A 21133-nucleotide genomic window follows, 5' to 3' on the forward strand; every position below is an offset into this window, starting at 1 on the left:
CAACAAGGACTAGGGCGCGGAAATGAGGCTTCCCAGATAGAGCGTAAGTGGCAGGGTGAAAAAGCTGAGCAGCGTCTGCGTGGTGATGATCGCCGCCATCAAGGGCGCATCGCCGCGCATCTCACGCGCCAGCGTATAGCTGGCCACCCCGGTCGGCAGAGCCGCAAAGATCAGCGCAATTTGCAGCGTCAGCGGCGCGGGGTTCAGCACCAGCGCCGCCAGCAAAACCGCCAGCGGGTTCACCAGATGTTTGCCGACAATCGACAGCGCGATGACCGAGACAGACCCCGACAGCCCGCGCAGCCGCAGATTGGCCCCGACACAGAGCAGCATGATCGGCAGAGCCGCATCGCCCAAAATCCGCGCGCTTTCGTGCAGGACCGGCACTTCGTGCAGACCGGCGAAGTTGAAAAGCACACCCGCAAGGATGCCAAGGATCAGCGGGTTCTTGATCAGCCCTTTAAGGATCGACTTACCGCCCCCGCCCAACTGTCGGGTCATCAGCGTTACCACAGTTACATTCACCACCGGCACCAGCAGCGCCGAACCGAGCACGGCGATCTGTAGGCCTGCCGTGCCAAATACGGCCTCGGCTATCGCAAGGCCAATGAAGGTGTTGAACCGCGCACTGCCCTGCATCAGCGAACTGCCCTGCGGCGCGGCATAGGCCCGGCCAAAGAGCCACCCACAAAGGATCGCCGCAAAGAAACCGGCGTAGAGCAGCAGGGCATAGTCCCCCAGCCCCCCGCTGAGGTCCGCTGCCGAGATCTTGGCGAAGAACAGCGCGGGCATCAGCACCCAATAGACCAGCCGGTCATTCAGGTTCCAGAACTTGGTCGAAGGAATGCCGCCGCGCCGCAGGCCATAGCCCATCAGGATCAGCGCAAAGACCGGCGCAATGGCCAGAAAGATAGTGAACATATTAACCGCCCGGAAGGATCGCGCGGACCCTAGGCGGCGCTTGGCCCGGATGCAACAGGGGCCGCTGCCTCAATTGGAGGCACCCCGGCCCCGAAGGGCCGGAGCTTCGATCAATCGCTGCCGCGCACGGCGATCTGGGCGTCTGCGGCGGGGCGGAACTTCAGCTGGATGACAAAGATCAACGCCGCAATCGCGATGCCGATCAAGTCAGTCACCAGCCCGCCCGCAATCATGCACAGCGCGCCAAGGATCAGGCCCAACCGGATGAACCACGCGGCCCCGCTGCCCGCGAACCATCCCTGCATGCCCGAGGACAGCAGATAGACGCCAAAGATCGCAGTAACCCCCGCACGGATCACCTCGAACCATGTGCCGTCCATCAGGATTGCGCCGTTGTAGAAGAACATGAAGGGCACGATGAAGGCCGAGATGCCGATCTTGAAGGACGCCACTGAAGTCTCCATCGGGTTGGCCCCCGATATCCCTGCCGCCGCATAACTGGCCAGCGCCACGGGGGGCGTGATGGCGGAGACGACGGCGAAGTAGAAGACAAAGAAGTGTGCCGTTAGCAGCGGAATGCCCAGTTGCACCAGCCCCGGCGCCACGACCGACGCCGCCACGGCATAGGCCGCCGTGGTGGGCATGCCCATGCCGAGCAGAATGGCGATACACATGGCAAAGAACAGGGCGAGGAATTGGCTTGCCTCCGCCAGACCCAGCAGCACCGAAGAGAAACGCGCGCCGACGCCTGTCAGGCTGATGACACCCACGATGATACCGGCACAGGCACAGACCGCGATGATCTGGATCGACATAATCCCGGCAAGATCAAAGGCTTTGACAATGCTCCGTACCCCCATGCGGAAGGGCGTGAACCACGACACCACCGCCGCCGCCGCTGTCGCCAGCGTGCCTGCACGGATGATCGAATAGCCCATGAACAGCGCATAGATCAGTATGATGATCGGGATGAACAGAAACACCCGGCGCATCATGTCGTTGAGCTTGGGCAGCTCTTCAGAACGCATCCCGCGCATGCCCAGCTTGGCCGCTTCGAAATCCACCATGAAGTAGATCGACACGAAGTAGAGCACCGCCGGGATGATCGCCGCCACAGCGATGTCGGTGTAAGGAATGCCCGTGATCTCGGCCATGATAAATGCACCTGCCCCCATGATCGGCGGCATGATCTGCCCACCGGTCGAGGCCGCAGCCTCAACCGCGCCTGCGGTACGGGCCGGGTAGCCGACTTTTTTCATCAGCGGGATCGTCAGTGACCCTGTCGCCACCACATTGCCCGCCGAAGTGCCGTTGATCATGCCCATAAGGCCCGAGGCGAAGATCGCAACCTTTGCAGGCCCCCCGCGCGAACGGCCCGCCGCAGCAAAGGCGAAATTGACGAAGTAGTCGCCCACTTTCGACGCCTGAAGGAAGGCAGCGAAGATGATGAACAGGATGATATAGGTCGAGGATACCGCCGTGGTTGGCCCAAGAATGCCCGCATCGGTGTAGACTTGGCTAAAGAACCGCGTCCACTGGATGTTGGGCGCATTCAGGAAGCCCGGCAGCATGTCCCCCACAAAGACATAGATCAGGAAGATGCCTGAGATCACGATCAGCGCCAGCCCCGCCACGCGGCGCGTTAGTTCCATGATCAACGCAGTGCCTGCGACAGCGGCGATGGAGATGCCGATTGGCGCGAAAGGCGTGCCCGTCGAGTTGCGCATCAAGGTGCTGTACATGGTGATAAGATAGATCGCCACCGCGACGCCACAGACAGACAAAAGCAGGTCCGCAGGGGAGACTTGCCCCCGCTCACGGCCCCGCAGCCAGCCGACAACGATACCAATGGCCGTCGCCGCCACCAGCGGCAGACCATAGTGGTAAACTTCGAGGTTCTTGAACTCGGGGCTCATGCCGTTCCACTGCACCCCAGAGTTGATCTGACTTGCGATGCCCCAGGCAGTCCAGATGGCATAAAGCGCGGGGATCATTGCAGCCCATGCCACGAAATCCAGCGGATGACGGCCCTGCCCTGTGCCCTCATCGACAAATCCCCGCGCGGAATAGAGCGTGAAACCAAGGATCAGCGCGCCTGCGATGTGCACGATGCGGAAGTTCCATGTCTCCATCGGGAAGGTCGGCAAAAGCGGGATGCGGATGCCGGTCAACTCGCCAATCGACATGCCGTTCAACGCGGCCATGTGGAAGAACGCATAGATGGCCGACATGGCCGCGACGACCAGATAGGTGCGCCCGGTGAATATGCGACGGTTGCTTTCTACGGGTTCGTCATCAACCCCTTCAGCGACAATCGGGCCTTGAGGGTCGGCGCTATGCTGGTCTGTCATGGAAGCTCCCTTTCCCGACGATCATGCGGGATGATGGCAAGATGCCGCCCCGATTAGGGACGGCATGCAAGTTTGTCTAGGCGTTAGCTTAGTTGCCGTAGATCATGTCGTCAGAAATGTCGGCGTCTGCGTTCTCTTTGAACCATGCCGCTGCACCGGGGTGCCATTTCAGGACTTTGTTTTTGTCCCAGTTCTCAGGCAGGGTCGACGCCGCCGCTTTGTGGATGCCTGTCATACGCTCATTGTCAGACATGACCACGTCGACAGCTGCCTTCACGAAGGATTCCGGCAGATCGCAATTGGCAATCGCGAAGTTCCACATGGAGACCGACCGCGCGTCTGCTTCCAGCGTGGTGTAGGTGCTGGCTTTGATCGAGAAGTCAGATACCGGGAATTCCTCAAGCAATTTGGCTTGCTCTTCTTCGGTGAACTCGATGATGTTCACGTCGGTCTGCACTTCCAACTGGCTGACCGCGGGCACAGGCACGCCTGCGGCAAAAGCGATCACGTCCAGCAGACCATCCTGCAACTGGCCACCCAGATCGGTCCAACCGCCGTTGCGGCGCTCATATTCCACGCCGAGCGTGTCCATCATGCGCGGGAAATAAGTGTCAGAAGTGGAGCCTGCCGGGCCAAAGCCGATCTTGGCGCCTGCCGGGATATCGCTGACCTTTTCGATGCCCGAAGATGCCAGAGCGGTGACCGAGAACGGTGTCTGGTACATCGGGAACATCGCGCAGGCTTGGGTCATTTCCAGACCGGGCGCGATGGGGTTGGTGCCTGCCAGCGATTCCGCCGCCGGGCCCATTGTGGTCATGCCGAAGGCCGCTTCGCCGGTGTGGACCAGCGCCATGTTCTGCATCGGGCCGCCGGTGACTTCGCCGCCGCCTGTCAGACCCAGTTCTTTGGCCACAAGGTTCGCCCAGCCAGAGCCATAGGCGAAATAGGTGCCGCCTTGGCTGGCTGTGCCAACGGTGAAGCTGCTGGGCCAGTCGGATTTATCGACGTCTTGTGCGACGGCAGCGCCCGCCAGAATAGTGCTTGCGGCGAGGATTGCGGTGAATTTCATGTCTCTCTCCCTTGGTTGATCTTACCGGGCGTCGACATAGGATGCCGCGCTCAGCTGCTGTGTTCAGCTTGTCTTGCCAGTTAAATGTACTCCAACCCTTGGAAGCAAGGCCGAAAATGCCATAGCCCCCCAGATGGGGAGCAAAGACCCAACCTGCGGAAAGAATGGGTCAAAATGTCCCTCGTCTTTCTCAATGAGCGGAGTTGCGAAGAACCGTGATCACCCAACTGCCCCGGTTGCACAGCCATAATAGACGAAACTGGGCGACCGACCTGCGTCGTTCGCCCTATATTCTCTCTGTCACTGCGTCATTATTCAGGGCCACGGATCTTGGTCGCCTATCTTGGCAACCCGCGCAACCATATCAAAGCTGCAGCGCCATCAAAAACTATGCCAAACCCCGACTTTCAGCTTGGTCACCGATTCAGTGAATTCATGCGAGACACCGAACTCAAGTAAGCTGTTTTCGGCCACTTTGACCACATGCGACGGCGCGAAGGCCAACGTTTCATCACCGTCAGAGGGGGCTGCGAACTCCAGCTTGAAAATCGAAAGGTTTCCATTCGAGTGGTTGATGCCAAAGCTGCTGTCGATCTTGCCCAGCCCGCCGCCGTCTTCGTAAATCGCATAGGTGCTCTCAACGCCCAGCCAGCCCTTGCCCCAAGCCCCCTCCACGGGGCGGCCCCATGAGACGCCGGGCCGAAGGACGGCCACCGCACCGCCATCCCGCTCGGTCCAGCCGACGCCCAGTTCGGCAGCAAAGACATCATCGCCACCCGACAATTCCAGCGGGTAGCGCAGGAAGGCGATGGCGTTGACCTGACCGGCACGCTGGCTCTTGCCGATGTCCAGTCCGAACGTCAGTTTTTCGGTCAGACCGTATTCATAATAGAACGAAGCGAAATCGCCAAAGTCAGGGCCGTCAACGGTGGATTCATATGAAAGCGTGACGAAGCTTTTGTCTTCACCGCGCGGCCAAGCAGCCGATGCCGCCTCCCCCGACCATACGGTCAGTGCCGCAAGGGCTGCAAGGAAACAAAGACCGGACCGCATGCGCTGATAGGATGCTGATGGGATATTCGCTGTTCTAGGCATGATGGATTCCGCGTGTTCAAAGCCGCCAGGGGCTGAGCCGTGAGGTGTCAGACGATCGACCTGATAAAATCCGCCAGTTTGAGCGGTTTAAACGGCTTGTGCAGAATATGATCCGCGCCAAGGGCGCGAAACGTCTTTTCTGCTTCAGCCGAGGTCTTGGCCGTGCACATGACGATCTTTGTGTCGTCCAGATCCGCATTGGCCCGCGCGCAGCGCAGTACCTCCATCCCGTCAGGGGGCGGCATCATCACATCCAGCATGATCACGTCGAAGGATTGGGTTTCCATCGCGGCAATCGCGTCAAATCCGCTTGCGGCGAAGGTAGGCTCAATGTCTTCTTCGGTCATAATCGCAAACTCGATCAGTTCGCGGATGTCATCCTCGTCATCGACGAATAGCACCTTCATGCGGGCGCTCCCTGCTTAGTCGCAGCGACATCGTCACGGGCAAACCGCACAGAGAATGTGGTGCCGGGGTTTTCGTCACCGTCTTCTTCAGAGCGTGTCTTAAAGCTTATTTCGCCGTCTTGTCGCAACACCAACTCCCGCGTGATGGCCAGCCCAAGCCCCGTGCCGTTCGCTTGGTTATCGCGAGAGTGCACAGGGTCGGCAAACCTTTTGAACATACGATCATGCGCGGACTTAGGAATGCCCGGCCCCGCATCGCAGACATAGAACGTGACAATATCATCGTCCACCTCAGCGCCGATTTTTACGGTGCCGCCGCGCGGCGTGTATTTCACCGCGTTGGAGATCAGGTTTGAAAAAATCTGCTGCATCCGGACCGTATCGACCTGAACATAGGCCTGCTCTGACGCCTTGGGAGCGGTATGGATATCAAGTTGCACATCGCGGTTAACCCCATACCCGGTGTTGGCTGCAATCGCTTCGGACAATACGTCTGAGACCGAGACCCTTTCGGTCTGGATGCTGAGTTGCTGCTGGTCGATTGCCTGAAGGGTCAGGATGTCATTGACCAATACCAGCAGGCGATCCGCATTGCGTGTGGCCATCGACAAAAGCTTGCTCGCGTTCGTTGGCATGTCTTCGCCAAACCGCTCGTGCAGAATCTCAAGCGACCCGGCCAGTGACGTCAGCGGCGTGCGCAGCTCATGGTTTACCGAAGTTACGAAAGCCGTTCGCGCTGCCACCAGACGCTCCTCGGCAGAGATGTCTTGAAGCACGTTATAGGCGATGTAGTCCCCATGCAGGTGCATTTTCATCACCCGGCATTGAACGGCCACGCTTTCATTTTCGGCGTTGCGGACATGAATACGGTGCACGGCCACGTCTTCATCCATTTGCGAGAAAGGCGGGACGATGCTGCGCAGTTGCTCGACGGCCTGGATGTCTGACGAAACCCCCATAAGCTCCCGCGCCTTGCGGTTGGACCGGTGCAGCTTGTTGTTATCGTTATAGACAATCAGCCCGTCGCCAACATTTTCAAAGATGGCGTCAAATTCGCTCTGTGCCACGCGGATGCGCTCGCGGTCGCGCTCGGAATTGCGCAGGGCCTGCGCCAATTTGGTTGACTGCCGTCTGGCCCGGATTGCCGCGTTGATCACCGTCAGGAACAGGACCGTCGCAAGACCGGCAAAGACCAAGGTGCGTTGCCAATAGCCGCGCATGACCGCCGCTTTGCTGCGTGTCACGTCGATATAAAGGTCAAGCGCCGGAAGCTCTTGGCGCGCACGGAACACGGGCGTATCAGGGTCGCGTATCTCCCCCCCGGAGGTAAAGGCGCGTTCCCCATTAGAGGTCACAACCTCAACATACATGTTCTGCTGCAGCCCATCTGCTGCGAGCAGTTGAGAGTAGTAATCCTCACCCAAAGAGGATGCCAAAACCCCCCGCACCTTTCCGTCTATGCCGATCAGCGGCCATGCAATCGGCGTTAGCCGTCGGCCCGTCGCCCGCGACACGATGGGCACCCCGACCGTGTATTCATCAACGCCAAGACCACTTGCGGCCTGAAAATAGGCGCGGTCGCCAAGGTATTGCCCCAAAAGAGGTTCCGCTGTGGCCCAAAGGACAACGCCGTCCGCACCGATAAGAACAAGAGCATCGACCTGTTTGATCGACTCCACTGCAGAGTTCATCAGCGCGCCATATTGCGCTTCGAATTGATCGGGATCATTTAAAAGCGCCGTCGACAATTCATCAATCAGCCCCCACATGCGAACATTTGCAACCGAAAGGGAGGCATCGACCGCCTGCTCATAGAGTTCGGCGAAATGCTCAAGCTCCACTTCCGCGCGGGTCGTGGCGCGGTTGTAGTCAGACCATGTGAGGAATGCGAGCCCGACGAAATACATCACAACGACAGTCGTGATCAGACCCCAGAAAAGAGTTTGCGAGCGGGATGACGTTTCCGCCTCGCCTTTGTTGGTGGGCTCAGTGCTGACCATTCTCTGGTGGATATCCTATCTCATCAGCGGCAAAGCAAATCGTGCCCGCCGCGCCTGTTTTTCCCGCAGTCTCTACGCCCTGAATGCCCTGCGCGAGTGACGCAGCAACGGCCCCATCGGAGGGCGGAACGATACAGGCACTGACGCTCAACGGGCGGGATGTCCAGCCCTCTTTCACGCTGGCAGAGGCCTCTGCCACAGCAGAGATAAACTGCCGGGCGCGAGCTTCAAGTTGCGCGCGATCCGCATGGAGCGAGCCATAGACGAAAAGATCATCCTCCCAATGGGCCAGACTGTCCCGCGCGGGAATGTCGACCTTGCCAAACAGCCCCGCCACAAGGCGCTGAAGCTCTTGCCGCTGCGTTCCTGTGGCATCCAACTGTTCCCGGTCCCCGTCTATTTTAAAGACGATCAGCCCTAGGTCTTTTTGCATTGCAGACGATAGTGACATGAGACTGCCTTGGAACCCGGCCTTGCTGCCGAAAAGGCTGGGCACGGTCGCTTCGGAGAAGGCCTGCACCGCGCGGCGGCGGATGCCGCGGCTCTCACCCGAGCGGCGGCGGTCCAGCTCAGACTTCAGGCGCAGGCAACTGCGCATACGGGCCTGAAGCTCAATCCGGTTAAATGGTTTGGTGACATAGTCATTGGCCCCCGCAAGAAAGGCCTCAGAAAGCGATCCCATATCTGTCCGGCTGGTCAGCATAATGATCGGCACATCGCTCCATTTTTCCAAAGCGCGGATACGGGCGCAAAGTTCGATACCATCGATATCGGGCATCATTATGTCCATCAGGATCAAATCGGCGGTGGCCTCATCGCTTTCAATGGCGCTGAGCGCTGCACGTGGATCGATAAAGCTAACAACGTCTTCAAACCCAAGGTCCGAAAGCGTCGCGTTAATGAAGTCCTGCGCAATGTCTGAATCGTCAACTGCAATAATTCGTTGGCTCATGGTTTTAGTCCCACTCGTTCATTCTTTCAAAAACGCGCCATTGGCTGTTTTGAAAAACCTCTTCATACCCCGCCAGCTGCAATTTCCTCAGCTGCGGGAACCTGCGCAGAATTCTGTCTGCTGTGGCCTGCCCCTCCGCCTGCCGCGGCACCACAATGTACCTTGTCCGCGGCACGCCCCCCTCAAGCGCCCAGTCGTAGGCTGGCTCTCCGGCGATCACTAGCCGGTCAATAGTACCAAAACCGATAACGATTTCGGGATTTCTTTCAACGTCTACCATAATTTCAGACTTGTCGCGCAAGAATGAAACGACCTCATGTGTCGGTTGGGACGCTGCGTTCTGAATTCCGACCATCGCATTGGCCCAAGCGCGGGTTTCGTCATGCGCCACATGGCGCATCACTGTGATCGAGGTCAGCAGCGACAAAGACAACAAAGCGATGGCAATCGGCTCACGCAGTGGCAGGTTTGGCCAAAAGCGGATCGCCGCGACCAAGACCCCAAGCATGGGCGCAAGCGCCATGGCCGGATCCCCTTCGACATGGAAAAACGTGTTGAGCGTGTAACCGCCCAGCACCGCGCCCACAGCGGCCAGCAGTGGCATGAACAGGCGCGGGATCAAGATGTTGCGCAAGATTGCGACAAACGCCGCAGGCCCAAGCCCCAGCAGGATGACCAGATGCTCGCGCAGGGTAAGCGGTGTCGCCGTTTCAGACAAAAGCGGGACAAGGCGGCTGTCGAATATCATACTGACAAACATCAGCGACCCCACGGCGGCAAGCACGGGGTAGAACATCGCCACAAGATACCCTGTAGAAGAGGCCGCGATCATGCTTGGCCGCGCCGCCACGATCATAAAGGGCATCGCACCAAGGCAAAGCATCAGTCCGAAACTGTCCGACAAGGCCACCACCAACAGCCCCACCGCGACCTTCATCATGTCAGGCGCGTTGCCGGTCAGCCGCAAATTGACGATCCCGCGCGCAAACAACCATGTGCCCAAGATGCAAAACATTGTTTCCGGCCCATCGGCCAAGGCGCGCAAAAAGAAGGGGTTCGGTGCTAAAAGCAGCACCACAACCGCCGAGGTGAGGCCCGAAAACTGGCCCGTATCCCTTAGGTTCAGAAACCACAGGACCAGCAGCCCCGCGCCCACCAGAGCAGACAGCACGAAGGGCACCGGCACCTGTGTATCGGGCAAGATAGCCTGCCCCAAGAGGGACAGCGCATAGGGCACGGGCGGATAGAAGGCATCGGTGGCCTTGAACTGCGCCGGGCCTTCAATCTGCACGATGGACTTGGCCCATAGGTCCGTCACATCCACAGAGATGAAACCATTCGCTTCGGTCCAGCCAAGGCTCAGCAACAGCACAAGCGCGAGCGCGACAAAGCCAAAGGACCAAGAAGCGGTGCGGATCATTGTGCAGCCTCTGTCGCTTCGGCGCTGGCTTCGGCGACCTCATTGGCGGTGTGTTTGGACAGGCCGTGCTGCGTCTTCTCCCAGTAGAAAGGATTAAAGATCAGCTGCGACAGCGCCTTGTAGGAGGCCACGGTCATCAGTACCCAATACCCCACCACGGTGATCCCCCAAGGGGCCAGATCGGTCCACCTGCGCCGGAAGGGCGCGACCATCGTGAGGTAGATCAACAGCCCGTTGCCCGCCAAGAGGTTCACCAGCGAAAGATACAGCACCGGCAGCGGAAAATAGGGGGTGATCACCTCGGTCCCGAAGATCAGCCAAATGGCAAAGATCGACCAGAACACCGGGTTCAACAGGCCCGACAGCACCGTGCCCCCGATGAAGAATATAAAGCCAAAGACCCCTGCGCTGCCGACTGACTGCCACAGATGGATCGGTCTGCGACTGTGGACGAGGAAGGTCTGCATATAGCCTTTGATCCAGCGCGAACGCTGGCGCACCCAGTTCGGGATCGAGACATTGGCCTCTTCAAATGTGGTGGAATCGATGACCCCCACGCGGTAGCCCTTCTGCGTGAGACGAATGCCCAGATCGGCGTCCTCGGTCACGTTGAAGGGATCCCATGCGTTCAACTCGCGCAGCACGTCCATGCGGAAGTGGTTCGAGGTGCCGCCCAGAGGGATCGGCACGCCCAATCGCTCCAACCCCGGCAGCATCAGGTCAAACCACAGCGAATAGTCCAAGGTGAACATCCGCGTCAGCCAGTTTTCCCGGGCGTTGTAGTAGTTTAGGCGGCACTGAATGCAGGCGGTATTGGGTGCGGATTGGTTGAAGGCGGCGATGACCTTTTTCAACTGATCCGGTTCGGGCTTATCCTCGGCGTCAAAGATCACCAAGAAATCCCCCTGCGCATAGCGCAGCGCAAAGTTACAGGCCTTGGGCTTGGTCTGCGGATGCGAAGCCGGCACGCGGATGATCTCGAACACGCCTTCAAGGTCCAGCTTGCGGGCCGCGTCGATGGTCTCGTGATCGCCCTCCTCCAGCACGATCTTGATGTCGAGCTTGGCCAGCGGGTAGTCAAGATTCCGCAGCGCTTGCGCAAGGATCGGCAGCACCTCGGGCTCGCGGAACATCGGCACCAGCACGGTATAGATCGGCAGGTCATCGTCGCGCAGCAGCGACGCCTCAGCCGCGATGGCCCGCGATGAGGTCTCCTGCGCGGCACCCCCGAGCCAGACCAGCAGCGCCTTGAACAAAAAATTCCCAGTGTAGAAAACCGTCAAAAAGACGTTCAATACGATGAGCGTCGCCACCGGCGCAAAGGCCAGCCCCAGCAGCACTGCCGAGACTAAGAGATAGAGCACCAAAATCTGCGGCGGCGTCACCACTTTCTGCGCCGACATATCCGGGTCAAGCTCCGCCAAAGCAAAGACTGCCTCATGAGAGTGTTTCTCGCGGAAGGCGCGCTGCAACGACCATGACACATCGAAATGCGAGGCGACGACGATGGTCACGCCCGTGCCATAGACCTCGCGGATATGTAGCAGCGTGCGTGGACCGGGGCGCGAGGTCGCAATCGTAAGCGTGCCCTCCTCATCCCGGCCAGTCGGCACCGTCATGTAATTATTCATGATGACCGGATCATATTGCCGGATCAGATCATCATCCGCACGGTTCTCGATCAGATCAACCAGCGTCAGCCCATGATAAAAGGCAATCTCGCGGTAGAGGTCACGCGTTGTCAGCCAGCGACGCGACAGAAGAACCTTTACCAGAGAGACATTCCAGTCCTCGGCCAGATCCTCCGCCGCGTCGAGCTGTTCAACCGTCAGCGCGCCACGGTCAAGCAGCAAAGAACCGATGGCTTCGCTTTCGGCATCCAGCGCCACGGTGGCTTACGTCTCGTCCTTGCCGCGACGCGCACGGTAGATGCGCTGAAAGGCGATCAGCACAAACAATGTGATCAGCACCCAAATGCCCCCGACAATCCACGGACGGTACTTGGACAACATCTGCGCAAAGCTGGTGCGGTCGGGGTAGACGACATCAACCAGCGGGCTGCGGTCTGTGGCGGTGGCGAGGATCACCCCCTCCTGCCCGATCAAGGCAAGATCGCCCCGGTCCAGCACCATCGGCTGTTGAGGTGTCAATTCCGGCGCAGGGCCGGTACCCGGACGCAGCCACAGGCCGCGTGTCTCACCGCGGGTGACGATCTGGACCACGCCGAGGCGCGACAGGTCTTCGCCCGAGTAGATCAGCTTATCTTGGGTATCGCGCACTTCGATACGGCCCTGATCGAAGGTGATTAGCGGCTCCCCATCGCCGGGGTTTTGGTCAGAGATCACAAAGAAGGGGGCATCCCCCTCAAGCGCATCAACAGAGGCGCGCGGCAGGATGGGCGCCCGATCGGGAATGACGCTGCCCGCAACACCCGCCAACCACGGCAAAGTCTGCTCAAAGTCAAGCGAAAGCGCGGGGTCAAGCACGACCTGAACACCATCGCCAAACGCCTGTCTCAACGCGAAAAAGTCGCGGTCCTGCGGTTCTGCATCTGAAAGCACCAAGGCGCTGCCGGGCAGGATTTGCGCCGGATAGCCCTGCGGTTTGAAACGGCATTCGCCGCCCGTGGGCTGACGTTGAATAGACACGCGCAACAGATTGTCGCGGCCCAACAGCCCTTCGGGGACGGAAAAGCTCAACTGCTCGGGCTGGCCACTGGCAAGCGGGCGATTCCCCAAAAGCGAGTCGTTCAGGAAGACCGAGGCCGTCGCCCCCCGCCCTTCCGGGTCAAGGGCTGCGGCAATCTGCAGACTGACGCCGGAAACGGCCTTGCCCACGGGCAGGTCAGAGGATTGGAATGGGATCAGGAAATCCTGAGTCGAGACGACGGGCCGCGGGTTCAGATCGGCGTTCAACCCAGACAGCGGCAGACGGTCGTCGACCATGACCGGGCCGCCAGCCACATCTACGATGGTCGCATCGTTGTTTGACAGGGCCGACCACTCAGACACCAACTGCCACAAACCCACCTGCGGATCGCTGCCGCGCAGGTTCAACACAGGCAGGCTCGATTGGCCATTCACGGTCATCTCGCTCGCCGCCCCAGAGGAGGTCACGTCAAGCTGGATAACCCCTTCGGACCACGCGCCTGCAGCGCCCGCCTCTGCCGCGCCAAAGCGCAGGCGCCCGGCCTCCGCATCAAACAGCGCCGCGGCGCGGGTCGCTGCGGCCAGCGCAGCCAAGGAATCACTTCCGTTAATCGCAAGACGCGTATCTGCAGGGCGCAGACCCGCGAAGGCCGCCGAAGTGTCGATCGCCCTTTGATCCAATTGCAACGTCACAGAAGATGCCGCCGCGATTTCAAGAAAATCACCCGAGGCGCGCTCGTCCACGCAGACCCGATCACTGAAAGCCCCGGAGTAAGTCAGGCCGACCGCGATGAACCCACCCGACACGTCCTCAGGGCGCAGCGGCACCGGCACACTGAGGCGCCCCGCCCCATCGGGGAGCGCTTGGGAGGACACGGGCCGTCCCGCCACGGAAATCTGCAAATAGCGGTCCACCTCAGCGGTAGAGGCATGTCGAAGCTCAAGCTGCAGCGTGCCGGACGTCAAGGCCGCGGCGTCTGGCAGAGGGATATAGATCGTCGCGTTTCCAGAGAGTTGCCGGAAAGAGATGCCGTTTTGAAAACCCAGCTCTGACAGGTCAAATTTACGGGTAATCTGCCCCTCTTGGACCTGAGGTGCCGCGATAGTTGAACCATCCTCAACCGCAGTCGTTTGGGCGTGAACTTGAAACGGCAGCAAGGCCGCGAACAATCCAATTGCGGGATACTTCATGAAGAGGCTTTCTTAGATTTTTTCAACGACGCCATTGGCATCGGCTAGGGCTGCTTCAATGATACGAACATCATCCACTGACAAGGTCGAAGACCCATTGTCCGCATCTTCCGCGACGCGCAGCCCTTTGCGCAGACAGTCCTCAACCTCGGTGTATTCCAGCATCGCGGCGTTTCCGGCCAGATCGTGCATCATCCGGTGGATCTTCCGCGCCTTCGTCTCGCGCGGGTCAGCTGCTTCTGTCTCGTGCAGCGCGTCAGAGACGGCCTGCAACCGCGCCGGCAGCCCCTCGATAAAGCGCTTTCGCGTTGCCGCAACACGTTGTTCATATGTCTCGGTAGGTGCCACAGATTGTCCTTCGTATCAGCCCGCAAAGGAGCAAAAATAGCCAATTTTAGTTAATGTTCGAAACTTGGCAGAATTATGGCGCGGCACTCCTCTTCTTGGGATTTCCAGCGAAAACGAGTAGATTCTCGCCGATCCAACTTTGGCAGCCCCGCCCTGTGGGAGCTTAAAGCAGATGTTTGAACAAGCCAAACAGGTCGCGCTGCGAAGAGATGTTCAGCTTGCGGTAAAGATTGCGGCGATGAACCTTGCAAGTCTCGGTGGCGATCTCAAGGGTCTTGGCAGCGGAGCCATTGGAATGGCCCTGCAAAACAAGACCCGCGATCTGCGCCTCGCGTGCTGTCAGGGCAAAGTGCAACACGTCCTTTGCGTGATTGCGTATCAAATCGGCCAAAGGCGGGCGGGTTGCCACCGCCCCATCTTGCTGGACCGGCGCCATCAGGTTGCAATGCTGTGTCAGCAATTCGAGTAACAAAGGCGCATATTTGCGCAGAAAGCGAAGCTCTGCCCGACGGAAAGGCCCTTGCGCGTCGCGCCTGCTCATCGACAGATGCGCCACCCCTCCCCGCGCCAGTGGCGCCAGCAGCCCAACCTCATCACAAAGGCCCGATCCCCGGTAATAGTGCAGGTAATACTCGCTGGAAAAGAAGCGGTCCGGCGCGACTTCAGACAGGCGAAACACCCCGCCCTCTTCAACGCGGTCGCGGTACTGGAAAAACGGGTCAAACGCATAGGTGCTTTCAAGATACTCAGCCAGCGCAGTTGGGCGCAGACGACCGGGCTCTATCCAATGGTCGAGAAGACCGGGTGGCTGACCGGGGTCGAACCGCATCATGAGAAAAGTGCCAAAGGCGGCCCGCCCGCGAAACAGTGCTTGGTAAATCTCGAAAAAGGCCGGGGTGCCGACCGCGCGCATTGCGTCGCGGAGCAGGGAAACTTCGCCAGCAGTCAAACTATCGTTCAAAAAATACTCACCTTTCGGACAATATGGTCAAATTTACTACCCCAGTGGGGGTATATATTGTCAGGCGCATTGCCGCAATCATGCGGGTGTGAGCTTGTTTGATCAAATAACGCAGGCCAAACAGACAGGGGGTTTGATGACCAAGGCAATCACCGCGCAATCGCTGCGCAAGGTATATCCGGGCAATCCTCCGGTAGAAGCGCTGGCAAGCATCGACGTTGAGATTGAAGATAACGAATTCTTCACGCTGCTGGGGCCATCCGGTTGCGGCAAGACCACCCTACTGAGGCTGATCGCGGGGTTTGAGCATCCGACCTCTGGCACGCTTGATATGTTCGGTGAAAGCCTGCTTGACGCACCGCCCTACAAACGGCCCATCAACACGGTTTTTCAGAACTACGCGCTATTCCCGCATATGACGGTGGCGGAAAACATCGCCTTCGGACTGCAGATGCTCGGCACGCCCAAAGCCTCGGTTAAGGCGACAGTGGGTGAGATGATGGAGCTGGTGCAGATGTCTCATCTGGCAGACCGTCAGACCAGTCAAATCTCCGGCGGGCAGCAGCAGCGTGTGGCTCTGGCCCGCGCCTTGGCCCCTCGCCCCAAAATCCTGTTGTTGGATGAACCGCTCAGCGCGCTGGATTTTAAGCTGCGCAAGCAGATGCAGTTAGAATTGAAGCGCCTACAAACTGAAACTGGTATCACTTTTATCTTTGTGACCCACGACCAAGAAGAAGCGCTGACCATGTCAGACCGGATCGCGGTCATGTCGAACGGTGCCATTCGCCAGATCGGCCGCCCCCGCGAGATCTATGATCGGCCCGCCGACCGATTTGTCGCTGACTTTATCGGGGATACGAACTTCCTGCCCGCCGAGGTCATCGCAATCACCGGGGAAACAGCCCGCTTGCGTCTCGCCTCCGGGAAAGAGGTGGAGGCGCACGCCAATGACGGTGCGAAAGGCAAAGTCACGCTGGCGCTTCGGCCCGAGCACGCCGAGCTCACTGCCGACGGCGCGGGGCTACTGTCCGGCATGCTGCGTGAAGTGGTCTATTTCGGCACTGATACGCATTTTCATGTTACTCTTGATGATGGCAGCGATTTCGTCCTGCGACGTCAGAACTCCCCGACCGAGGATGATGGTTTTGCAACCGGCGACCGGGTCGGGCTGACCTTCCCCGCCGGGGCCGCCCAAGTGTTGAGGGATTGAGCTATGGCAGAGCTTTCCAACCCCACCGCAAAACGCGCCGCGCGCAACCGCTGGCTGCTGCTGACCCCGGCGCTGATCATCTTGATTTTCGCCGCCAGTGGCCCGCTGCTCATCACGCTGTTCTATTCCTTCCTCACCCCCGGCGACTACGGCGGCGTGGAGTGGGAGTTTTCGACCGACGCATGGTTTGGCGTGCTGATGCAGCGCGACATCTTTGACGACACCCTCGGCTGGTCCGACGCGCATCTCAGCATCCTCTGGCGATCGGTCAAACTGTCGGTTCTGACCACCATCGCCTGTCTCTTCTTTGGCTTTCCGACGGCCTATTTTATCGCCACCCGGCCCAAAAAGCAGCGCGAATTCTGGATGTTGCTGATCATAATCCCTTTCTGGACAAATCTGCTGATCCGCACCTTTGCCATTCTGGAACTGATCCGCAACGAGGGCACGATCAACACTGTGCTGATGGCTCTGGGCATCATTGATGAGCCGATCCAGATGCTATTCACTGAGTTCTCGATCATCCTTGGCATGGTCTATGTCTATCTGCCGCTGATGGTCTTGCCGATCTATGCTTCACTTGAGCGGTTGGACTTCCGGCTCGTTGAGGCGGGGTATGATCTTTATGCGACTCGGTTCAACGTGCTGCGCCGGGTGATCCTGCCACTGGTCAAACCGGGGGTGATCGCGGGGTCAATCCTCGTGCTGGTGCCGTCGCTGGGTGCCTATGTAACACCGCGCGTCATGGGGGGCGGCAACCAGTTGATGCTGGGCAATCTGATTGAGCTTCAGTTCGGACAGGGGCGCAACTGGCCCTTGGGCGCTGCGCTGTCGATCACCCTACTGGCGATCGTGATGGTGGCCCTGTTGGCCTATGTACGCGCGGCGGGAAATGAGGAGGTCCGTCATGGCTAAACGCGGTTTTGACATTCGCAAGCTTCGGGGCTTTTCCGGCATCGCCATGGCCTGTTTCGTCATGCTTTACATGCCCATTGTGCTTTTGGTTGTCTATTCCTTCAATGCAGGCACCTCCATCGCGATTTGGGAGGGGTTCTCGTGGCGCTGGTATGTCTCGGCTTGGGATAATGAGATGGTGCAAGAGGCAACGGTGCGCAGCCTGATTATCGCGCTGTCTGCTGCCGCCATCGCCACCACCGCGGCGGTGCTCGCGGCTTTGGCCACCACCCGCAACCGCAAGTTTCGCGGGCAAACGGCAGTCTTTGCACTGATCCACCAACCGCTGATGGTGCCCGAGATTGTGACGGCGGTAGCGCTCTTGATCTTCTTTGCCTCTATCAAAGTCATCACCGGATACACAGGTTTAATGTATCTCATCATCGCGCATTCGGCCTTTTGCATCCCTTTCGCCTACCTGCCGATCCGCGCGCGTCTGCAGGGGATGGACCTCAGCCTCGAACAAGCCGCAGCCGATCTTTACGCCACGCCGTTTCAGGTTTTCCGCCGGGTGACATTGCCGCAACTTTGGCCCGGCATCCTTGCCGGGGCGATGCTGGCATTCGTCATCAGCCTCGATGACGTGGTGATTACAGAGTTTGTGAAATCCGCCGGGCAGGATACGCTGCCAACCTACATGCTGGGCCAATTACGGCGGGTGGTGACACCAGAGATCAACGCGATTTCGACCGTGCTTTTGATGATCTCGGTAGCGATGGTGATCGCCTATACCCTGCTCAGCAGAACCAAAAAATAATCAACCAAAGGGAGCTTAAGATGAAAAAGACACTGACAGCAATCGGCCTTGTCCTCGCCGGGCCAGCCTTGGCCGAAGGGGAACTGAACCTCTACAACTGGGGCAATTACACCAGCCCTGAGATGATCGAGAAGTTCGAGAAAGAGACCGGCATCAAGGTCACCATTACCGACTATGACAGCAACGACACCGCACTGGCTAAGATCAAGGCGGGTGGTCATGGCTTTGACATCGTTGTGCCCTCAGGCACCTATGTGCCGATCTTCATCGGTGAAGGGCTGCTGATGGAGAGCAAGCCTAACGAGATGGAGAATTTTAAACATATGGACCCCCAGTGGGTCGACGTCGAATTCGATCCGGGCCGCAATTATACTGTGCCATGGCAGTGGGGGACCGTGGGCGTCACCGTGAACACCTCGGTCTATGATGGTGACATTAATACTGCCGCCGTGATCTTTGACCCGCCAGAAGAGTTGAAAGGCAAGATCAACGTGGTGCCAGAGATGAACGATGTGATGGGCATGGCAATCCACTATGCAGGCGGCGATCAATGCACCGCCGACAAGGAAGTCCTTAAAAAGGTGCGCGATATCCTGCGCGCGGCCAAGCCGAACTGGCTGTCGATGGACTATGGCAACATCGAGAAATACGCCAAGGGTGACCTTGCCGCCGGGGTGAACTGGAACGGCGCTTCATTCCGCGCGCGCAACCAGAACCCCGACATCGCCTTCGGCTACCCGCAAGAGGGCTATCCGGTCTGGATGGACAACGCCGCGATCCTTGCCGACGCCACCAATGTGGAAGAGGCGAAAACCTTCCTTAACTTCGTGATGGACCCGGAAAACGCCGCGATGCTGTCTGAGTTCGCGCGCTATGCGAACGGCATCAAAGGCTCGGAAGAGTTCATGCCCGAAGACATGAAGAGCGCACCCGAAGTTGTGGTGCCGGAAGAGTTGAAGGGTGCTGCCTATGTGGCCAAGGTCTGCCCACCCGAGGCGCAAAAACTCTACACCGCGCTCTGGACTGACCTTCAGAAGTAAGCGTAACGCCGGTGCAGGCGGGCTTTGGTCCGCCTGCACCTCAACGACCCCCATTCAAGACAAAGGAACCTCCCCCATGCCGGCAGATATCGTCATCCACAACGGGGCTTTGATGACCTTCGATGACGCCCAGCCTAATGCGGCTGCACTGGCCATAAGCGGCGGTAAGATCACCCATGTCGGCTCGGACGCCGAGGTGATGGTGCAGATCGGTCCTGATACCCGCGTCATCGACGCGCAGGGCGGCACCGTGTTGCCAGGGTTCATCGACAGCCATGTGCATCTCTTTGGTGGCTCGGTCGAACTGGAATACCTCAACCTTTATGGCGTCAAAGGTTTGGACGAGATGCGCCGCCTGATCCTGCCCTATGCCGAGGCCAATCCTGATGACAAACTGCTGTTTTGTGTGATGGCAGACTACGGCATTCTTGGCACCGGCAGCACACTGACGCGGCAGGATCTGGACACCATCCTGCCCGACCGCCCCCTCGCCATGTTCGCACCTGACCATCACACTGTCTGGGCCAATACCACCGCGCTCAAGGCAGCAGGGCTGCTTGAAGGGGGCGAAGTCGATTCGGGCTCGGAGATTGTGATGGGCCCGGATGGACTGGCAAGCGGTGAGCTGCTGGAACCCGGTGCCTATAGTCCGGTCCTTGCCCTCACCCGCCACGGTGGGCGCGATATGCTGGGGCTGACCAGCGGCAAAGACCCGGTGCCGCCCGCAACCGCACAGCAACGCGAGATGGACAAAGATGTCATCGCCCGTGGCCTTGCCCATTGCGCCGCGCAAGGCATCACCGGCTTGCACCTGATGGATGGCAACCGCTACCAGCTTGAACTGCTGTCTGAGCTTGAGGCCGAAAGGCGTTTGATCTGCCGCTGCACCGTGCCCTTTCACCTTAAAGGCACCGATCCCGTCTCGCGGCTGACCGAAGAAGCCCCCGCCATGCGCGCCGATTATCAAGGCGACAAACTGCGCTGCATCCATGTAAAAATGTTCATCGACGGCGTGATCGAAAGCGGCACCGCGCTGATGCTGCGCCCCTACCCCGGCGATCTGGGTGCAGGTGGCAACATCGGCGATGAGGTCTTTACCCAAGAACATTTTGTCGCGGCCTGCGAGGAGGCCGATCGGCTCGGCTTTCAAATTGCGGTTCATGCGATCGGTGACGCTGCCGTACGGCGCACCATTGATGCCTTTGAGGCCGCGCAAAAGGCCAATGGCACACGCGACAGCCGCCACCGGATTGAACATATCGAAGTAATGCATCTGGACGACCTGCCCCGTCTATCTGAGTTGGGCATCGTCGCTTCGCTGCAGCCCGGTCACGCGCCGCGCGGCCACATCTTTCCTCCCGAGGGGGTCACAAACTACCTGCACCCCGACCAAATCCCCGGCGCCTATGCGTGGCAGTCGATCCGTGAAAGCGGCGCAAAGGTCGTCTTTTCAACCGATTGGCCGGTGATCCCCGTGGATGTCATGCGCAGCGTAAAAGCCGCGATTGCGCCGCTGGACCTTGGCAAAGAATGGACGGATCAGAGCCAGAGCCTGACAGACACGCTCGCGAGCTATACCCGTGACAACGCTTGGGTTGAGTTTGCTGAAGACAGGCGCGGCAGGCTTAAACCCGGCATGGACGCCGATGTGGCCGTGCTGAGCCACGATTTGACGCGATTGGCACCCGAAAACATTACCGAAGCCGAAGCCCGTGCCACCATCATGGGCGGTGAGGTGACGTTTCAGAGATGAGTATAAAGCCCAACGGTCCGACATGCGCGAAAGCAACCTATTGATCGGCTGAGCGA

The 21133-nt window shown here is 59.1% G+C and carries 17 protein-coding genes; 5 read left to right on the forward strand and 12 right to left on the reverse strand.

All coding sequences use genetic code 11. The features are described 5' to 3' along the window. Window positions 1-9 precede the first annotated feature (9 nt). The 12 genes from K3759_RS12955 to K3759_RS13010 all read right to left on the reverse strand — a co-directional run bounded on the left by K3759_RS12955 (window position 10) and on the right by K3759_RS13010 (window position 15363). Window positions 10-921 (reverse strand): AEC family transporter, encoded by a 912-nt coding sequence (locus tag K3759_RS12955; RefSeq protein WP_259982375.1) that lies wholly within the window; start codon window positions 919-921, stop codon window positions 10-12. A 110-nt stretch (window positions 922-1031) separates the two neighbouring features. Next, window positions 1032-3272, reverse strand: coding sequence for a TRAP transporter permease (locus K3759_RS12960; RefSeq protein WP_259982377.1), 2241 nt, complete (start codon window positions 3270-3272; stop codon window positions 1032-1034). Window positions 3273-3360: 88 nt separating this feature from the next. Next, the gene (locus K3759_RS12965) at window positions 3361-4341 is read right to left on the reverse strand and encodes a TAXI family TRAP transporter solute-binding subunit (RefSeq protein WP_259982378.1); all 981 of its coding nucleotides are present in this window, start codon (window positions 4339-4341) and stop codon (window positions 3361-3363) included. Window positions 4342-4722: 381 nt separating this feature from the next. Then, a complete protein-coding gene (locus K3759_RS12970; RefSeq protein WP_259982381.1) occupies window positions 4723-5436 on the reverse strand; it encodes a hypothetical protein in 714 nt (237 codons plus the stop codon). Window positions 5437-5483: 47 nt separating this feature from the next. After that, the gene (locus tag K3759_RS12975; protein ID WP_259982382.1) at window positions 5484-5843 is read right to left on the reverse strand and encodes a response regulator; all 360 of its coding nucleotides are present in this window, start codon (window positions 5841-5843) and stop codon (window positions 5484-5486) included. Continuing rightward, the gene (locus tag K3759_RS12980) at window positions 5840-7843 is read right to left on the reverse strand and encodes an ATP-binding protein (protein ID WP_259982384.1); all 2004 of its coding nucleotides are present in this window, start codon (window positions 7841-7843) and stop codon (window positions 5840-5842) included. The genes K3759_RS12975 and K3759_RS12980 overlap by 4 nt, the downstream gene beginning before the upstream one ends. Continuing rightward, a complete protein-coding gene (locus K3759_RS12985; protein WP_259982386.1) occupies window positions 7830-8795 on the reverse strand; it encodes a response regulator in 966 nt (321 codons plus the stop codon). The genes K3759_RS12980 and K3759_RS12985 overlap by 14 nt, the downstream gene beginning before the upstream one ends. 4 nt (window positions 8796-8799) lie before the next feature. Continuing rightward, window positions 8800-10215 (reverse strand): hypothetical protein, encoded by a 1416-nt coding sequence (locus K3759_RS12990; RefSeq protein WP_259982388.1) that lies wholly within the window; start codon window positions 10213-10215, stop codon window positions 8800-8802. After that, window positions 10212-12104: a glycosyltransferase family 2 protein gene (locus tag K3759_RS12995; RefSeq protein ID WP_259982389.1), complete on the reverse strand. Its 1893-nt coding sequence runs from the start codon at window positions 12102-12104 to the stop codon at window positions 10212-10214. Before K3759_RS12995 ends, K3759_RS12990 begins: the two co-directional genes overlap by 4 nt. A 6-nt stretch (window positions 12105-12110) precedes the next feature. After that, window positions 12111-14054 (reverse strand): beta galactosidase jelly roll domain-containing protein, encoded by a 1944-nt coding sequence (locus K3759_RS13000; protein WP_259982390.1) that lies wholly within the window; start codon window positions 14052-14054, stop codon window positions 12111-12113. A gap of 12 nt (window positions 14055-14066) precedes the next feature. Further along, window positions 14067-14402 carry an Hpt domain-containing protein gene (locus tag K3759_RS13005; RefSeq protein WP_259982391.1) on the reverse strand — a complete coding sequence of 112 codons (336 nt, stop codon included), beginning with the start codon at window positions 14400-14402 and terminating at the stop codon, window positions 14067-14069. Window positions 14403-14565: 163 nt separating this feature from the next. Beyond that, entirely contained in the window at window positions 14566-15363 is a 798-nt protein-coding gene (locus tag K3759_RS13010; protein ID WP_259982392.1) for a helix-turn-helix transcriptional regulator, read from the reverse strand. A gap of 136 nt (window positions 15364-15499) precedes the next feature. On the opposite strand from K3759_RS13010, the gene K3759_RS13015 reads away from it, so the two are divergent. From K3759_RS13015 to K3759_RS13035, 5 genes are all read left to right on the forward strand, one after another. After that, window positions 15500-16573: an ABC transporter ATP-binding protein gene (locus K3759_RS13015; protein ID WP_259982394.1), complete on the forward strand. Its 1074-nt coding sequence runs from the start codon at window positions 15500-15502 to the stop codon at window positions 16571-16573. A gap of 3 nt (window positions 16574-16576) precedes the next feature. Continuing rightward, window positions 16577-17488, forward strand: a complete 912-nt coding sequence (locus K3759_RS13020) for an ABC transporter permease (RefSeq protein WP_259982396.1) — start codon at window positions 16577-16579, stop codon at window positions 17486-17488. Then, a complete protein-coding gene (locus K3759_RS13025) occupies window positions 17481-18284 on the forward strand; it encodes an ABC transporter permease (protein WP_259982398.1) in 804 nt (267 codons plus the stop codon). Before K3759_RS13020 ends, K3759_RS13025 begins: the two co-directional genes overlap by 8 nt. A gap of 20 nt (window positions 18285-18304) precedes the next feature. Continuing rightward, window positions 18305-19324: an extracellular solute-binding protein gene (locus K3759_RS13030; RefSeq protein WP_259982400.1), complete on the forward strand. Its 1020-nt coding sequence runs from the start codon at window positions 18305-18307 to the stop codon at window positions 19322-19324. A 76-nt stretch (window positions 19325-19400) separates the two neighbouring features. Continuing rightward, complete coding sequence (locus tag K3759_RS13035) at window positions 19401-21077, forward strand: amidohydrolase (protein WP_259982402.1); 1677 nt, start codon at window positions 19401-19403, stop codon at window positions 21075-21077. The last annotated feature ends 56 nt before the right edge of the window (window positions 21078-21133 follow it).

Source organism: Sulfitobacter sp. W027 (assembly GCF_025143985.1).
GTDB lineage: Bacteria > Pseudomonadota > Alphaproteobacteria > Rhodobacterales > Rhodobacteraceae > Sulfitobacter.

What these genes read in the sequence shown, in the direction of transcription:
- K3759_RS13035 (WP_259982402.1), top strand. Translation starts at nt 19,401, where the DNA reads ATGCCGGCAGATATCGTCATCCACAACGGGGCTTTGATGACCTTCGAT.
- K3759_RS12970 (WP_259982381.1), bottom strand. Translation starts at nt 5,436, where the DNA reads ATGCCTAGAACAGCGAATATCCCATCAGCATCCTATCAGCGCATGCGG.
- K3759_RS12985 (WP_259982386.1), bottom strand. Translation starts at nt 8,795, where the DNA reads ATGAGCCAACGAATTATTGCAGTTGACGATTCAGACATTGCGCAGGAC.
- K3759_RS12990 (WP_259982388.1), bottom strand. Translation starts at nt 10,215, where the DNA reads ATGATCCGCACCGCTTCTTGGTCCTTTGGCTTTGTCGCGCTCGCGCTT.
- K3759_RS12955 (WP_259982375.1), bottom strand. Translation starts at nt 921, where the DNA reads ATGTTCACTATCTTTCTGGCCATTGCGCCGGTCTTTGCGCTGATCCTG.
- K3759_RS13020 (WP_259982396.1), top strand. Translation starts at nt 16,577, where the DNA reads ATGGCAGAGCTTTCCAACCCCACCGCAAAACGCGCCGCGCGCAACCGC.
- K3759_RS12960 (WP_259982377.1), bottom strand. Translation starts at nt 3,272, where the DNA reads ATGACAGACCAGCATAGCGCCGACCCTCAAGGCCCGATTGTCGCTGAA.
- K3759_RS12965 (WP_259982378.1), bottom strand. Translation starts at nt 4,341, where the DNA reads ATGAAATTCACCGCAATCCTCGCCGCAAGCACTATTCTGGCGGGCGCT.
- K3759_RS12980 (WP_259982384.1), bottom strand. Translation starts at nt 7,843, where the DNA reads ATGGTCAGCACTGAGCCCACCAACAAAGGCGAGGCGGAAACGTCATCC.
- K3759_RS12975 (WP_259982382.1), bottom strand. Translation starts at nt 5,843, where the DNA reads ATGAAGGTGCTATTCGTCGATGACGAGGATGACATCCGCGAACTGATC.
- K3759_RS13025 (WP_259982398.1), top strand. Translation starts at nt 17,481, where the DNA reads ATGGCTAAACGCGGTTTTGACATTCGCAAGCTTCGGGGCTTTTCCGGC.
- K3759_RS13030 (WP_259982400.1), top strand. Translation starts at nt 18,305, where the DNA reads ATGAAAAAGACACTGACAGCAATCGGCCTTGTCCTCGCCGGGCCAGCC.
- K3759_RS13000 (WP_259982390.1), bottom strand. Translation starts at nt 14,054, where the DNA reads ATGAAGTATCCCGCAATTGGATTGTTCGCGGCCTTGCTGCCGTTTCAA.
- K3759_RS13015 (WP_259982394.1), top strand. Translation starts at nt 15,500, where the DNA reads ATGACCAAGGCAATCACCGCGCAATCGCTGCGCAAGGTATATCCGGGC.